The organism is Prauserella sp. PE36 (assembly GCF_003311655.1).
Taxonomy (GTDB): Bacteria; Actinomycetota; Actinomycetes; order Mycobacteriales; family Pseudonocardiaceae; genus Prauserella_A; species Prauserella_A endophytica.
In genome coordinates, this window is record NZ_QEQT01000079.1 from 51,839 (window position 1) to 66,679 (window position 14,841).

Annotated in this window: 15 protein-coding genes; 4 read left to right on the top strand and 11 right to left on the bottom strand. The window is 68.4% G+C overall.

Annotated elements, in window-relative coordinates:
* Nucleotides 1-202 precede the first annotated feature (202 nt).
* Nucleotides 203-3,253 carry a Tn3 family transposase gene (locus DI005_RS21395; protein ID WP_233520239.1) on the bottom strand — a complete coding sequence of 1,017 codons (3,051 nt, stop codon included), beginning with the start codon at nt 3,251-3,253 and terminating at the stop codon, nt 203-205.
* On the opposite strand from DI005_RS21395, the gene DI005_RS21400 reads away from it, so the two are divergent.
* The 4 genes from DI005_RS21400 to DI005_RS21415 are packed head-to-tail and all read left to right on the top strand — an operon-like array spanning nt 3,135 to nt 5,757.
* A complete protein-coding gene (locus DI005_RS21400) occupies nt 3,135-3,425 on the top strand; it encodes a transposase (protein ID WP_158559862.1) in 291 nt (96 codons plus the stop codon). The genes DI005_RS21395 and DI005_RS21400 overlap by 119 nt on opposite strands.
* Complete coding sequence (locus DI005_RS39105) at nt 3,422-4,315, top strand: IS3 family transposase (RefSeq protein ID WP_113643303.1); 894 nt, start codon at nt 3,422-3,424, stop codon at nt 4,313-4,315. Before DI005_RS21400 ends, DI005_RS39105 begins: the two co-directional genes overlap by 4 nt.
* Nucleotides 4,263-5,462, top strand: coding sequence for an IS30 family transposase (locus DI005_RS21410; RefSeq protein WP_113643304.1), 1,200 nt, complete (start codon nt 4,263-4,265; stop codon nt 5,460-5,462). The genes DI005_RS39105 and DI005_RS21410 overlap by 53 nt, the downstream gene beginning before the upstream one ends.
* Nucleotides 5,443-5,757 carry an integrase core domain-containing protein gene (locus DI005_RS21415; RefSeq protein WP_113643305.1) on the top strand — a complete coding sequence of 105 codons (315 nt, stop codon included), beginning with the start codon at nt 5,443-5,445 and terminating at the stop codon, nt 5,755-5,757. Before DI005_RS21410 ends, DI005_RS21415 begins: the two co-directional genes overlap by 20 nt.
* Here DI005_RS21415 and DI005_RS21420 read toward each other — a convergent pair.
* The 10 genes from DI005_RS21420 to DI005_RS21460 form a co-directional block, all read right to left on the bottom strand.
* Entirely contained in the window at nt 5,711-6,034 is a 324-nt protein-coding gene (locus DI005_RS21420; protein WP_233520240.1) for a DUF4158 domain-containing protein, read from the bottom strand. The genes DI005_RS21415 and DI005_RS21420 overlap by 47 nt on opposite strands.
* A gap of 155 nt (nt 6,035-6,189) precedes the next feature.
* Entirely contained in the window at nt 6,190-7,122 is a 933-nt protein-coding gene (locus tag DI005_RS37985; RefSeq protein WP_143101978.1) for a hypothetical protein, read from the bottom strand.
* Between the two features lie 338 nt (nt 7,123-7,460).
* Entirely contained in the window at nt 7,461-7,844 is a 384-nt protein-coding gene (locus tag DI005_RS21425; RefSeq protein ID WP_005456801.1) for a helix-turn-helix transcriptional regulator, read from the bottom strand.
* The gene (locus DI005_RS39110; RefSeq protein ID WP_255565734.1) at nt 7,759-8,157 is read right to left on the bottom strand and encodes a tyrosine-type recombinase/integrase; all 399 of its coding nucleotides are present in this window, start codon (nt 8,155-8,157) and stop codon (nt 7,759-7,761) included. Before DI005_RS39110 ends, DI005_RS21425 begins: the two co-directional genes overlap by 86 nt.
* A gap of 49 nt (nt 8,158-8,206) precedes the next feature.
* Complete coding sequence (locus DI005_RS21435) at nt 8,207-9,058, bottom strand: phosphoadenosine phosphosulfate reductase family protein (RefSeq protein WP_083844754.1); 852 nt, start codon at nt 9,056-9,058, stop codon at nt 8,207-8,209.
* A 96-nt stretch (nt 9,059-9,154) separates the two neighbouring features.
* Nucleotides 9,155-9,835, bottom strand: coding sequence for an ATP-dependent dethiobiotin synthetase BioD (gene bioD / locus DI005_RS21440; protein WP_005456800.1), 681 nt, complete (start codon nt 9,833-9,835; stop codon nt 9,155-9,157).
* Between the two features lie 97 nt (nt 9,836-9,932).
* Nucleotides 9,933-10,718, bottom strand: coding sequence for an enoyl-ACP reductase FabI (gene fabI / locus DI005_RS21445; protein WP_113643306.1), 786 nt, complete (start codon nt 10,716-10,718; stop codon nt 9,933-9,935).
* Nucleotides 10,719-10,957: 239 nt separating this feature from the next.
* Complete coding sequence (ilvD, locus tag DI005_RS21450) at nt 10,958-12,640, bottom strand: dihydroxy-acid dehydratase (RefSeq protein WP_005456798.1); 1,683 nt, start codon at nt 12,638-12,640, stop codon at nt 10,958-10,960.
* Nucleotides 12,641-12,675: 35 nt separating this feature from the next.
* Nucleotides 12,676-14,121, bottom strand: a complete 1,446-nt coding sequence (locus tag DI005_RS21455) for an NADP-dependent isocitrate dehydrogenase (RefSeq protein ID WP_005456797.1) — start codon at nt 14,119-14,121, stop codon at nt 12,676-12,678.
* Between the two features lie 41 nt (nt 14,122-14,162).
* Nucleotides 14,163-14,762 carry a hypothetical protein gene (locus DI005_RS21460; RefSeq protein ID WP_005456790.1) on the bottom strand — a complete coding sequence of 200 codons (600 nt, stop codon included), beginning with the start codon at nt 14,760-14,762 and terminating at the stop codon, nt 14,163-14,165.
* Nucleotides 14,763-14,841 lie beyond the last annotated feature (79 nt).

Below are 14,841 nucleotides of genomic sequence, written 5' to 3' on the forward strand. Positions count from 1 at the left end.
AAACCTCGTCGTGCGGGGTTGGGGCGTCGGATCGCGCCCTAAGTGGCGAGACGCATGCGCGTCGCGCGCGAGGCAGTTTCCCCCAGGGGGCGCTTCCCGGCGATTGGGGTTGCGCGCAGCCCGCGATGGAGTCGTTGTCGCAGTCGATCTCGACCATGACCGGAACGACGTAGCGGACCCAACGGGTGGTCATCAGGATCCCTTACTTCGCGGTGACGCGCGCCCTTGTCCGGCGCGGCGCGGTGGCGTCGCCGGGGAACAGCGCCCCCGGCACCAGGTCCAGCGTAGTGACCGGCACCGCGTCAGGCGGCGACAGATCGAGCACCCAGTCCCCGAAGCGGCGGATGGTGTGGGTGATGTACGGGGAGATCGTGGGCAGATCGTCGGTGTCGATCGGGTGCCCGTCGGAGGCCAGCGCGTTCGCCGCGGCGGTGATGTCGCAGGCGTTGGAGTAGATCACGCAGTTCGCGAGCAGCTCGTTGAACTTGATGATCTTTTCCTGGTAGTCCGGGTCGTTACGCCCGATCGCCTCCCCGCCGAAACGCAGCCACGCGGAGAACCCGTGGAACGCCTCGGCCTTGTTGGTGATCGCGGTGATCTGCTCCCGCAACTGCGCGTCCGCGAGGAACCGCAGCAGCGTGATCGTGCGGATGACCCGGCCCAGCTCCCGGAACGCCCGGTACAGGCGGTTCTTCCGCGAGTTGTTGCCCAGCCGGCGCAGCAGCGTCACCGACGACAACCGGCCCTCGCTGATCGAGATCGCGGTGCGCAGCAGGTCCGTCCAATGCGTCTCGATCAGGCCCCAGTCGATCACGTTGTCGCCGAACAGCGAGTCGATGTGCGCGAACCCGGTGTCCGCGCTGGGCCGGTAGAAGTTCAGATCCGCCCAGTTGCGGATGCGCGGGAGCAGGTCGAAGCCGAGCAGCGCGGCGAGCCCGAAAACAGGCAGGGACTGGCCTTGGGTGTCGGCGTGGATCGTGTCGGGCTGGATCTCCGAGTCGTTGCGCAGCAACCCTTCGATGATATAGACGGCCTCCCACACCCCGCACGGGATGAAGTGGCTGAACAGGGCGATGTAGGTGTCGGAGATGTGCCGGTAGGCGATCCCGCCGTAGCCGCCGTAGCGGATGTGGGACTCGGCGAGGATGTTGTTCTCCCACGTGTCCACCTGCGTGCCGTCCACCGCGACCACCCGGCCGTCGCCCCACATCCCGGCGACGTCGAGCTTCGCGAACTCGTTGATCACGTCGGTGGACGCGGCGTCGATCTTGGCGCAAGTGGTGTGCTTGTTCGCCGCGATCGACAGCTCGTGCGCGCTGACCTGGTCACGCATGTGCCGCGCGACCTGCGCGGGGCCGAGAAGCGTGCCGTTGGCGAACACGGTCAGGACGTAGCGGGCCATCGCGTCGCGGATCTTCGGGTCCGATCCCGACGCCGGCCCGAAGTGCCGCGGCCAGCCGACCAGGTGCGCGGTGCGGGCCAGGATGTCCAGCAGCCCGCGTTCGGGCAGCCGCTGGTGAATCGACTCCTCCAGCGCCAGCGCGGACGGGCGCCGGTCGGCACCCTTGCGGCGCCGCAGGACCGGGCGGCCGTCCTCGAAGGACAGGTCGGTGTTGTGCGGGAACCCGGCGTCCACCACCGCGGCGATATCGGTCAGCGCCGCCCGGTAGTGCGCCGTGAGCTCCTTCGGGTCCGAGGGAATCCCGGCCTGGCCGCAGAACTGCTCGGCCAGCGGGACGCACTCATCCCAGGACATCAGCTGCGCGTGCAGGTTGGCGTAGGAGTCGGCGCCGACCACCGCGATGTCCCCGGAGCGCAGCTCGGAGGCGAGGTAGGAGAACACGCACACCTCCAGGTGACGGCGCACCAGCTTGCCCGGCCGGTCCTTCACCACCAGGATCTTGCGCCACGCCTCAGTGACGAAGTCGATGTCGATCGCCACCGTCACCGCGTCCGCCCCACGCCCGACGGTCACCTTCTCCGGGACGTACTCGCCGGTGCGGCCCCGGATCGCGCGCAGGAACTCCACCGCGTCGGCCACGCTGTGATCCGCGCTGGTCGGCTCCAGGTCGAGGGTGTCGAGCAGGGTGAACAGCGCCGAGCGGTGGCTCTTGTAGAACTTCTCCAGCAACGGCAGGTAGTTGTTGCCGTGGTGCGCCGACACCACCTCATGCGCTGCCGAGAGCTGCTCCACCCCGCCCGCGTCGGCCAGCGTCTTGAGCAGCAGCCGCCCGGCCCGCTCGGCCACCGCGGCCGCGGGTTCCGGCGCGGTCGCGCCGTCGTTGTCTGGTGCGGTGGCCTCCCGGGCGCCGGCCAGGACATCACCGAACACGTCCAGCAGCCGCTCGGACTCGGCGCGGTGCTGCTCATGCAGCTCGACCAGCCGCTCCTTGCCCTTCTTGTGGATCACCGCCATCCGCTTGCAGAACATCGTCGCGACCTCGTCCCGGGCCGTGGTCCGGCACTCGTGGATCAGGCTCGCCAGCAACGTCCACCGCTTCGCCTCGCCGATATCCCGCATGTCGCCGACGTCGGTCACCCGCGCCTCCCCGGCGAAATGCGCGATCTTCGTCGCCGGGATGCCGTCGAGCCACTGCTCGGTCGCGCCGAGCTCGTCCAGCGCTTGCAGGTGGGCCAGGCGAAGCTTGAACTTTCCCACCGACGCCGCCTTCGCCGGCGTCTTCAGCCGGTCAAACTCGCTGCGCCGCGATGTCGGGTCCAGCCACAGCAGCCGCGCGAGCCGCCGCCGGTCCGCCGCGTCCAGCCGGGTCGCGACCAGCCCGAACAACGCGGTGTTCGTCTCGGTGCGGATCGCGGAGACCATCTTGTCCAGCGTGGTGAACCCCGGCAGCTCGCGCCGTGCCCGGACCAGCTCCTCCAGCGCGACGTTGATCAGGTCGGCCGGGTTGTCCTTCGTGGTGACCGCCTTGCGGATCGCTTTCTCGGCGATCGCGCGTGCCTCGGCGGGCTTGTAGACCACATTCAGTCGGTCACGGACGTAGTCACGGTGGCGACACAACGTCCGATCCGACTCGTGCACCGCCAGGACGTCCTCGGCCAGGCCCAGCGTGGCGAGCCTCCCACATTCCGGACACCGGACCCAATAAGGTCCGGCCCGGATTGGAGGACGATCATTGCGAGAACGTCGCCGTAAGTTCAGTCCCGAGTTCAAGGACGAGGCCGTGAAGATGGTGACCGAGTCGTCCCGGGCGATCGCCGAAGTCGCCCGTGAGATCCAGGTCAACGAAGGCACCCTCGGGAACTGGGTGAACAAGTATCGGGTCGAGCACGCCGATGAGGAGCCGCCGCTGTCCATCTCGGACCGGGCCCGGCTGCGCGAACTCGAGCGGGAGAACCGTGAACTGAAGATGAAGGCCGAATTTCTGGGAAAAGCGGCAGCCTTCTTCGCCCAGGAGTATCGGTGAGCGCGAAGTTCGAATTCATCGATGCGCAGAAGGCGCAGTACGCGATCGTGAAGATGTGCGCGTGGCTGGGCGTGTCCACCTCCGGCTTCTACGAGTGGCGCGACCGGCCCGCCTCGGCGACCGCCCGCCGCCGGGAGCGGCTCGCCGCCCTCGTTCAGTGGATCTTCGACGACTCCGACCAGACCTACGGGCACCGCCGCATCCACGCCGCACTGGTCCGCCAGGGCGACCGGTGCAGCCCGGAGCTCGTGCGGGCGATCATGTGCGAGCTGGGCCTGGTCCCGTGCCAGCCCCGGCCGTTCCGACCGGCGACCACCGTGGCCGGCGACGCGGCGCCGGCGCCCGACCTCATCGGCCGCGACTTCAGCGCCGACGTGCCGGGCACCAAGCTCGTCGGCGACATCACCTACATCCCTACCTGGGAGGGCTGGCTCTACCTCGCGTCGGTGATCGACTGCTGCACCAAGGAATGCATCGGCTACGCCCTCGCCGACCATATGCGCGCCCACCTGGTCATCGACGCGCTGCAGATGGCAGCCCGAAACCACACGCTGGCCGACGGCGCGATCTTTCATTCCGATCGCGGTACCCAAGGCGGATTCAACTGGTTGTCGCAACACCTCGTGATAGTGGAGGTGTTTCATGGGTCGTCGGCAGCAAGCGGCGGATCGGGCGTTGCGTCCGGCGATGCGCTCGCCTGGGCATCCGAAGTTTCAGCGGGAGATCGAGTCGGCGTTCTGGGACGAGATCGCCAAGGGCTTGCTGGCCGAGGAGGCCGCGAGGGTAGTCGGCGTGTCACCGCCGGTCGGTGTCCGCTGGTTCCGCAATGGTGGCGGTATGCCACCGTTCAACCTGAAACCGCCCTCGGGCAGGTATCTGTCGTTTCCTGAGCGTGAGGAGATCGCGCTGCTGAAGGCCCAAGGTGCTGGGGTTCGTCAGATCGCCCGGGAGGTCGGGCGTGATCCATCGACGATCTCTCGTGAGTTGCGGCGCAACGCAGCGACTCGCGGTGGGAAGCTCGGCTACCGGGCTTCGGTGGCGCAGTGGAAGGCCGACCTCGTTGCGCGTCGCCCGAAGACCGCGAAACTGGCCGCGAACCCGCGGCTGCGTGCCTACGTCCAGGACCGGCTGTCGGGGCAACTCAGCATGTCTGACGGGACGCCGATCGCCGGGCCGGCAACGCAGCGGTGGACAGGTCGGAACAAGCCGCACCGCAAGGACCGTGCTTGGGTGCGAGCGTGGAGTCCGGAGCAGATCGCGAACCGGATCAAGCTCGACTTCCCCGATGATGAGTCCATGAGGATCAGCCACGAAGCGATCTACCAGGCGCTCTACATCCAGGGTCGCGGCGCGCTCACACGCGAGCTCATTCTGTGCCTGCGCACCGGACGCGCGCTGCGGGCACCCCGAGCCCGGGCACGGCGCAAGACCTGGGCGCACGTGACCCCCGAAGCGCTGATCAGCGAACGCCCCGCCGAGGCCGAGGACCGTGCCGTTCCCGGGCACTGGGAAGGAGACCTGCTGATCGGACTCGAGCGCTCGGCAATCGGCACCGTTGTCGAGCGAACGACCCGCTTCACGATGCTGGTCCACTTGCCCCGCGAGGAGGGCTACCGCCACAAGCACTCGGTCAAGAACGGTCCCGCGCTGGCCGGCTACGGCGCCATCACGATGAAGAACGCACTCGCGAGCACAATGTCCACGCTGCCAGGACGGTTGGCCCGATCGTTGACGTGGGATCGCGGCAAGGAGATGTCGGCCCACGCCCAGTTCAAGGTCGAGACCGGAATCCCCGTGTTCTTCGCCGACCCCCAAAGCCCGTGGCAGCGCGGCACGAACGAGAACACCAACGGCCTGCTACGTCAATACTTCCCGAAGGGCACCGACCTGTCCCGGTGGTCGGCGGAGGAGATCGAGGCAGTCGCTCACGCACTCAACACCAGGCCCCGCAAAACACTCGGCTGGAAGACCCCCGCCGAAGCACTCAACGAGCACCTACTATTGCTCCAACAAACCGGTGTTGCTTCCACCGGTTGAATCCGGTCAATACACCTGCGAAGCGTTCGTCCGCGCCACCGCCGAACTCGACATCCGTCGCTCGGTCGGTCGCACCGGATCGTGTTTCGATAACGCGCAGGCGGAGTCGTTCAACGCGGCGCTGAAAGTGGAACGAGTCAACCGTACCGTGTATCCGACACGCGAACACGCCCGCGCAGATGTGGCCAGATACATCGAGTTCCGCTATAATTCCAAGCGTCTCCACTCGGCGCTCGGCTATCGGACCCCTAAAGAGGTCCACAACGAGTACCTGAGCGACCAGTCTGCGGCATAATTAGAACCCCAAACAGTTGTCCGGAATTTGCGGGGCAGACCAGCGCGGCCCGGACATGGTTGATCACCACCACCGGCACGTCAGCCAGCTTCGGGAAATGCCCCAGCCGCTGGTAGCACTTCAGCAGCACCACCAACGCCAGGAAGTTCGGCTCGCCCTGACTCCGCCCCCGAGCCCACTCAATCTCGCCGGCGACCGGCGTGAACGCCTCCGCCAGCTCACGGACCGACACCACCCGCTTGAACCGCGGATAGGCGGTCCGATCGATCGAAGCCACCCAGCACCCCAGGCCCAGCCAGCGGACGTAACCCAGCGCACCCTAACCAACACCCGCCGCACCCACGTCACACGGGCTCTCTAACGATCTCTAGCGCCCTCTACCAGGCACTACCCGACCACTTGGCAGGTTTCTCCCGTATCCCGGCGGTCCCCCTAGGAGAAGGTGACGCCCGCGCAGTCCGGGCACAACGGCCCGGCGGGCTCGCGGCGGAACACCGCGGCTAGTTGGCCGCAGCAGTGGCAGTGCTCGTGTGTGAGCCGTACCGCGTCCACACAGGACAGGCAGACCGGGCCCTCCGGCCAATGTCGTTCGGCGCGGGCGGTGGTTCCGCATCGGGTGCAGGGGACCTGGGCGGCCAGGTAGCACGGCACGCACCTGGCCACACCGTCCGTAGCTGGCACGGACATCGACGGTCGTTGCCCGCAGTCGGTACACGGCGGACCGGGCCGCACCACTTCCCAGCACGCTTTGCACCACGGTCCATTATGGTCACGCGCGCACACCACCTTGTGGACGCCGCAGCCCGAGCACGGTTCGGCCAGCGTCTGGCGGCGGCAGCCGTCGCACCACGGTTCGCCGTCGGCGTCGCGGTAGGCCACCAACCTGGTCCGGCCGCAGTTGTGGCACGGCTGGCGTGGCCCAGCTTGCTGGGCGCAGGCCCGGCAAACCCCCGTGCTCAGAATCCCGACCTTGCGGGTCTTCCCGCAGCGCGGGCACAGCACCTCCGGCGCACGCCGGTTGTCGCACTTCTCGCACAGTGGCCCGTCCTCGATGAGCCGAGCCGCAGGCTTGTCCTCGCCGCAGTCGATGCACCGGCGCAGCGGCCGTTGATGCCCGCGCTGCCAACACCGCCGGCACACCGGCCGTTTCTCGTCGTCGCGGACGGTGACCGGCGCCGTCTGGCCGCATCGTGAGCAGGGCTCGGCCAGATGCGTCCGGCGGCATCGTTCGCACCACGCTCCTTCCTCGGTGTGGGCGGCGGCCAGCACGACCTTGCCGCACATCCAGCAGGGCTCGCGGGGAACGGTCTTGCGGTGGCAGGTGTAGCAGACCCGGCCCTGCGGGCTGTTCTTCGTGGCCTTCATCGTCCGCCCGCATACCGAGCAGGGCAGCGGGACGCGCCGCTCGCGCTGCCAACACCGCGAACACACCGGCTGCCCGTAGCGCCGCGCGGCCACCCGCCCCGACCGACCGCACAGCGAGCACGGTTCGGCCCGGCGCTTTCCGTTGCAGTTCTGGCACCACGCCCCCTCCGCCGTACGTCCAATCGGAACGGTCAGACGGCCACACCCGACACAGCTCTCCTTGTCCCGGCGGGCGTGGTAGCAGGTATGGCACAGCCCGCTAGCGACCAGAGATCGGTCGCATCCACAGCTGGCGCAGACACCTCGCCCTTTCCCCACGTGCGTGACCCGGTGTCCGGTCAGCTCTCGGCGTCGAAGAAGTCCGCGGACAACAACGGCATGTCCGGCACGGCCGGCCGCGGACCCCGGCGAGCCGGCTCCTCGGTGGCCGATTGCGGCTCGACCTCCACCGCCAGGTCCTCGAAGCGGCAGTCGAGGATCTTGCACAAGGCCAGGATCAACTCGATCGGCATCTTCGGCGGACGTTCGGTGCTGACGAGCCGGTAGATCGAGCTGCGGTCGAACTCGAAGCCGTACTTGCGCAACTCCGGGATCAGCTTCGTGGTGGTGTACCAGTTCTTGCGGACCGCCATCAGCTCACGCAGCCGCCACTCGTAGCGCGGCTGCCGGACCTGCACGTCGTCGTTCTGCTCGTCTGGTCCTTGCCGGGACACCGCGTTCATCGCACCCTCCTCCGGCGGCCAGCAGGCTCACCTGACGTGTGATCGCTGAAGTCGTCGTCCATCTCCGCCTCCGTCTCGGCCATCGCGAAGGCGCGTTGCAGCACGGCTTCCTCGGCACCGCGTCCAGGTGCTCGCGGACCTTTAGGTTCTTGAAGTCGCTGCTGACCGCCGTGTAGATCGCCGTGGTCGCCGCGTGGGAATGACCGACCTGGTCAGTGACGAACTGCCCGTCATAGCCGGACTCGATCAGCCTGGTCACGTACGTTCTCCTTCTTCCCGCACTCGGCGTGTGCGGTGGGGTTCGTGTGGCGATTGAGCAGGGACGGCCTTTGTGACTTTGTTCGCCGCGCCAGCGACGGCTCTCAGGCTGCGCGTGGCCTGGTGTCGTGTGCGCGCTTGTTGGTGTGGCTGCTGATGCGGAGTTCGAGCCGCACGGTTTGGTTGTGGCAGCGGTACAAGGCGCGTGGGTCGAGCCAGTCGGCGTCCCGGTTGTCGTCCGGCGCGAGGCCGACGGCGGTGGGTATGCCGAGATCGGCATCGGTGTCGGTGAACAACGTGCCGGCGCCGAGCGTGATCTCCTCGCCGACCGTCGGCGTGACGGGTGCCAGGGACCGCGCTATGTCGCCACAGTGCTCGGAGCGACGTGTCTCGACCACGATGGCGACGAGTCGTCCCGGTTGGCCGACGGGTGCGTTCTCGAACGAGACGTAGTCCTCGGCATCCGGACCGGTGAGCAGGAACACGGTGCCGTAGCGGTCGGACTGGCGTTCGAACCTCGGCCACCACAGTTGGCCCTGGCCGAGCTCGATCGTGGCTGTCTCCTCGGTGTGTCCCGCGGTTGCGGCTTGCTCGGCGGCGGTGATGATCTCGGCCATGGACAGGTCGTTGCGGAACCGGTGCCCGATCTCGGCTTCCAGCTCCGCGTACTCGGCGGCCAGTTCCGGGCGTAGTTGTGCGGCGCGAACCAGATCCGCGCGGCTGGCGAGCACACAGAGGGAGCACGACAGGCGGGTCATGCCCTGGTCGTAGGCCGGGTGGTACGGCACACCTGACGCATGGATGCGTTGCCATACCTGGGTTTCGGTCCAGTCGTGGATCGGAAGCCAGGTGTCGACAGTGCGCCGGCCGCTGCTGGCAGCCTCGCCACGACTCAGGCGAGCCTGCTGGCGCAGAGCAATACCGTTCCGCGTCGAGTTCTCACCTCTCGCGATCACTCATGGTGACTGTCGCTGCCGGGTGAAACTGACCCGGTCTGACCAACCGCTCGGGTCCAGGACGTGGGTAAGCGGGTCAGTGACCGAGGGGCGTGGTCAGGGATTGCGTGCCGAGGGGGGCTCGCCGCTGATGGCGCGCCAGGCCGCGTCGGAATCAACGGTGTCGGCGAGGTCGTGGTTGGTGAGTACGGCGAGCGCGTCGATGGCTGTCAGCCAGTCGCGGCTACGCCGGTGCACCTCGTCGCTGGGGTCGTATCGGTTCAGGACGACTAGCACCTCGTGTCCGGTGAGGGCTCGCGCGGCGAGGCGCACCTGGGACACAACTCCTAGGACAGGCTCGGTGACCAGTAGCACGAGGTCCGGTCTCACCCGCTGCGCCAGTGAGAGGGTGTCGCCGTCATGGGCGATTGGTGAGCACAGCCCGCCTGCGCCCTCGACGAAGCCGATGGCGACGTCTGAGGGCCAGTCGAGTTCGGCGACGAGGTCGTCGAGCAGGATCGGAGCCAGTTGTAGGGTGTCGGCGGCCATCGGTGGCGCGAGGGGTACCGGGTACCACCGGTGTGGCGGGCACACCGTGTCGGCGGGCGTGTCAGTTGCCTCGCCGAGCACGGCGGCGTCGGTCGCGGTATCACCGGGTGTGAACGACTGCGCCGGTTTGCGGGCCGCGACCTCGATGCCAAATGCTCGCAATCGTCGCGACAAGGCGGCGGTCACCCAGGTCTTGCCGACCTCGGTGCCGGTGCCGGTGACCAGGATGAGTCGGCTAGGTCGGGTCATGGAGCGCCCACCGGGTCAACCAGCCGAGATCTTGCCCAGTCTGCGCCAGGGCACCTGCCCTGATCAGTGTGGAGGTGTTGGATGTCCTCGTGGCCCATCATGATCCCTGTTGGCGCAGGGGCGCGGCCATGGCGTGGTAGCCGCCGTCGACGTGGAGGATCTCGCCGGTGATAGCGCGGGCGAGGTCGGAGAACAGGAAGCAGACGGCGTCGGCCACCGGGGTCGAGTCGGCTGGGTCCCACCGCAAGGGCGAACGGGTTGCCCAGGCGTCGAGCAGGGCTTCGAAGCCGGGGATGCCGGTGGCCGCCCGGGTATGGATCGGCCCGGCCGCGATGAGGTTGACCCGGATTCCGGCAGGCCCGAGGTCGCGTGCGAGGTACCGGTTGAGCGACTCCAGTCCGGCTTTGCAGACGCCCATCCAGTTGTAGACCGGCCACGCGGCGCTGGCGTCGAAGTCGAGCCCGACCAGGCTGGCGCCGGAGGGTGGGGCGAGCCGGTTCACCGCCGCGGCGAGCGCGGCGAGGGATACGGTGCTGGTCTGGAACGCCAGTCCGATCCCTTCGGGGCGGGCGTTGAGTAGGGGGCCTTCCAGGGCGTCGGCGGGTGCGAAGGCGATGGCGTGCAGGGCGCCGTCGAGTCTCTCCCACCGCTCAGCGATCGTTGCGGTGAGCCGGGCGGTGTCGTGGGAGGCAGTGGCGTCGAAGGGGATGACGTCGATGTCGCCGGTGAGCTGCGCTGCCGCCGCACGGGCCCGATCGAGATCGCGGGGGAGCCCGGTGAGCAGCACCTCGGCGCCGAGTTGTTGGGCGCGGCGGGCGACGGCGAAGGCGATGCTGTCGGTGGTGACGACCCCGGTCACCAGGATGTGCTTGCCGTCCAACACAGTGCGGCTCCTTCGCGGGGGTTGGTGTGTGCGGCCCGGCAGGCGTGGGTCGTGACCGCTTGGTGGACGTCGATGGCCCGGCGGATGCAGGGTCCGGTCGTGGCGGTGATTCCTTCGACAGGGCGGTCGGCGCTGGCGGCACCGCCGATGCGCCCCGCAGGCCGTGCCGCCGGCACGGCGATGGGAGAAAAGCCGGATCGCTCGCGTGACATGATGGTGTTTGCGTCGGGTGGGGCTGCTCATCGTGGGGTGGCGCCGACGAGCGCCCCCTGCGAGGCGCAGCCGACGAGGCGGCTGTACTTGGCTAGGAAGCCGTTGCCGGTCGGGGCAGGGGGTGGGTGCCAGCGGTGACGGCGTCGTTCGAGTTCGGCAGGGTTGACGTCGAGATCGATGGTGCGTGCCGGGATGTCGATCATGATCGGGTCGCCGTCGGCGACCAGCGCCAGCGGCCCGCCGGCAGCGGCCTCGGGGGCGACGTGGCCGACGCAGAGGCCGGTGGTGGCGCCGGAGAAGCGGCCGTCAGTGACCAGCGCCACCTGGTCACCCAGGCCGGTGCCGCGGACAGCGGCGGTGACGGCGAGCATCTCCGGCATTCCCGGTCCGCCGCGTGGGCCTTCGTACCGGATCACGATCACCTCGCCTGCGGTGAGGCGACCGCCTGAGACGTAGCCCATGGCGGCGTCTTCGTTGTCGAAGACCCGGGCTGTGCCGTGGAAGCGGTCGACGGTCAGGCCGGCCATCTTGACCACCGCGCCGCTGGGGGCGAGTGCCCCGCGGAGGATGGCCAGGCCGCCGTCGGGGCGGAGCGGGTCATCTGGCGTTCGGAGGACCGTACCGTCGGGTTTCGGGGCTGCGAGTTCGGCGAGGTTCTCGGCCAGGGTGGCTCCGGTCACGGTCAGGCAGTCGCCGTGGAGCAGTCCGGCGTCCAGCAGCGCGGCGAGCACTGCGGGCACGCCACCGACCTGGTGCAGGTCGGCCATGACGTGGCGCCCACCGGGACGGAGATCGGCGATGTGGGGGGTGTGTCGGCTGATCCGGTCGAAGTCGTCGAGGGTCAGGCGGACGCCGGCTTCGTGGGCGATGGCGGGTAGGTGCAGCGCGGCGTTGGTCGACCCGCCCAGGGCCATGACCACGGTGATGGCGTTCTCGAAGGCTTCGCGGGTGAGGATGTCGCGTGGGCGGATCCCGGCGCGCAGGGCGGCGACGGCGGCCGCTCCGGTGTCGTGGGCGATGCCGGGGCGTGTGGGGTCGATGGCGGGGGCGGATGCCGAGCCGGGCAGTGCGATACCGAGGGCTTCGGCTTCGGCGGCGATCGTGTTGGCGGTGTACATGCCGGCGCACGATCCGGCTCCTGGGCACGCGGCGCGCTCCAGCTCGTCGAGGTCGTCGGTGCTGAGCAGGCCGCTTGCCTGCGCGCCGACGGCCTCGAACACGTCCTGGATCGTCACCGGCCGACCCTGCCAGCTCCCGGGGAGGGAGGAGCCGCCGTACAAGAACGCCGTGGGTACGTTGAGGCGTGCGGCGGCCATGAGCATCCCGGGAAGGCTCTTGTCGCAGCCGGCGATGGTGACCATCGCGTCGAGTTGTTCGGCCTCCATGACACACTCGACCGAGTCTGCGATGAGGTCCCGGCTGGGAAGGGACGCGCGCATGCCGCGGTGCCCCATGGCGATCCCATCGGACATGGCGATGGTCGAGAACCGCATCGCCACCCCGCCCGCCTTCCTGACCCCGTCGGCCGTCGCGCCTGCCAGGCGGTCCAGGGCGATGTTGCAGGGTGTGAGGTCGTTGGCGGCCGCGGCCACACCGATCTGCGGCCGGGTGAAGTCCTCGTCGGCGAACCCGACTGCCCGCAGCATCGCCCGGGCCGGTGCTCGGGTGACGCCGTCGGTGACGATTCGGCTACGGTGACGCGGGTCCATGTCTTCTCCCGGCTTCGCTTGGTCAGCTCGGCCCTTCATTGGCCCTGGCCTCGGGTGAATGCGGGTTCGCCGTCGAAGGCGTAGAGTCCTTCGGTCTTGATCGGTTCGATGCCGTGCTCGACCATGCGGGCCTGGAGGGCGACGACCTCGGCGGCGGTGGTGGTCCCGCGCGGGTCGAGGAAGCGGCATCGCCAGTGGTCGGTGAGCAGGGTCTCGGGCGCGCCGCCTGGCCAGACCTTCTGTCCCCGGTTGGAGATCATGTCAAGGTGCAGGGGTGCGGCGAACGGACGAAGCTTGGCGGCGAGTTCGTCTGGGGTGGTGTCTGGGCTGTGGACGAACACGTCGACGCCGAGCTGGGTCTTGGCGGCAGCGGATCGGCCCGCGAGCTTGACGGTGATCGGCCTGTGCTGGGCGTAGTGCGTTGCCGGCAGCCGGGTGGGTTCTTGGCCGAGACGGTCGATGACCGATGCCGCGAACGCCGTGGTGCCGACCTTGGAGGTGCTGGTATCGGGCTCGTAGATGTCGTAGGTGTGGATGCCGTCTTCGATGGTCCGCAGCCAGGCGTTGTGGACTCGGCTCGCGACGTCGGCTTGTCCGATGTGGACCAGCATCTGTACCGCGGCCAGCAGCAGCCCTGAAGGATTCGCAACGTCTTGGCCGGCTCGCCGGGGGGCGGATCCGTGGATGGCTTCGAACATGGCGACTCGCTCGCCGATGTTCGCGCTTCCGGCGAGGCCGACAGATCCGGCGATCTGGGCGGCGACGTCGGAGAGGATGTCGCCGTAGAGGTTCGGCAGGACGACGACGTCGAACGCCTCGGGGGTGTCGGCGAGCTTGGCCGCACCGATGTCGACGATCCAATGCTCTGCCTGGATATCGGGGTAGTCGGCGGCGACCTCGTCGAACACCCGGTGGAACAGGCCGTCGGTCATCTTCATGATGTTGTCCTTGGTGAACGCTGTCACCTTGGTTCGCCGATAGGCTGTGGCGTACTCGAAGGCGTAGCGAATTACCCGCTCGCATCCCTGCCGGGAGATGAGCTTGAGGCACTGCACGACCTCGTCGGTCTGGCGGTGCTCGATGCCGGCGTAGAGGTCCTCTTCGTTCTCCCGAACGATGACGACGTCCATGCCAGGGTGCTTGGTGGCGACGAACGGTGCGTAGGCGACGCATGGCCGGACGTTGGCATAGAGACCGAACGTCTTGCGCACGGTGACGTTGAGGCTCTTGAACCCTCCGCCTTGCGGGGTGGTGATGGGCGCCTTGAGGAACACACCCGTGCGGCGGATCGACTCGAGCGCCTCGGGAGTGACGCCGGCGGGGTTGCCAGCCTGATAGACCGACTCTCCGATGGTGATCGTGTCGATGTCAAGGGCCGCGCCTGCGGCGTTGAGCACCGAAAGGGTGGCTTCCATGATTTCCGGACCGATTCCGTCTCCGTGGGCGACGGTGATCGGTGCGGATGTGGAATGCGTGGTCATGCTGCTCCTGAGACCGAGGACGTGACGGGACGCTGGATGGGCTAGGGGCGAGTCGTGGCGGTGCCGCGTGCGAGCCGGCATCCGGCGCTGGTCGTGCCGCACGGTCCACTGATGCCCTGCTCTGGGTCATCGATGTACCAGTGGGTCGCGACCAGGCGCGGGTAGCGGCTGCCGAGTTCGGTCAGGGTGGCGTGGACGGTGTCGCGGGAGTCGGTGTGCGCGAAGACCGGAAAGAACGCTCCCGGCAGGCTCGCTGCGGGCGCCGCGCCTTGCACCAGGACATCGAGGATCAGGCGCCGTCGCTGGTGGGGGTTGTGTGCCTCGCGCAGGGCGGAACCGTCCAGCCAGCACAGCGACCACAGCCCGGACACCGAGGAGGAGGTCCGGATCCCCACCGGCACTGCTGGCGGGCGCCCTTCCGTGGGGTCCCCGACGGCGCATCCGCAGGTCTGCACATGCTCGCCGCACGGGAACAACGTGGGCAGGTCCGCGTCAAGCTCGCGGCGGATCCAAATCCCGAGCAGGGCGTCCCGCTGAGCTGGATCGCCGCCGTAGCGCCGGTGGTGGACCAGGTAGTCGCTCGCCTGCTCGACGGCGACCTCGGCGTGGTCCACACTTGAGATCAGTAGAAGCGCGCTCATCGGGTACCTCTCTTTCCAAGCGGCTCTGTTACGTGGGGAGTTAGGACAGGTCGTTCCGGGTGGGACGCCGCCATCGGGT

Excerpts from the sequence above, each read along its gene's own strand:
- DI005_RS21410 (WP_113643304.1), top strand. The coding sequence starts at position 4,263 with ATGCCACCGTTCAACCTGAAACCGCCCTCGGGCAGGTATCTGTCGTTT.
- DI005_RS37985 (WP_143101978.1), bottom strand. The coding sequence starts at position 7,122 with ATGAAGGCCACGAAGAACAGCCCGCAGGGCCGGGTCTGCTACACCTGC.
- DI005_RS21425 (WP_005456801.1), bottom strand. The coding sequence starts at position 7,844 with ATGAACGCGGTGTCCCGGCAAGGACCAGACGAGCAGAACGACGACGTG.
- bioD (WP_005456800.1), bottom strand. The coding sequence starts at position 9,835 with ATGACCCGACCTAGCCGACTCATCCTGGTCACCGGCACCGGCACCGAG.
- ilvD (WP_005456798.1), bottom strand. The coding sequence starts at position 12,640 with ATGGACCCGCGTCACCGTAGCCGAATCGTCACCGACGGCGTCACCCGA.
- DI005_RS21455 (WP_005456797.1), bottom strand. The coding sequence starts at position 14,121 with ATGACCACGCATTCCACATCCGCACCGATCACCGTCGCCCACGGAGAC.
- DI005_RS21460 (WP_005456790.1), bottom strand. The coding sequence starts at position 14,762 with ATGAGCGCGCTTCTACTGATCTCAAGTGTGGACCACGCCGAGGTCGCC.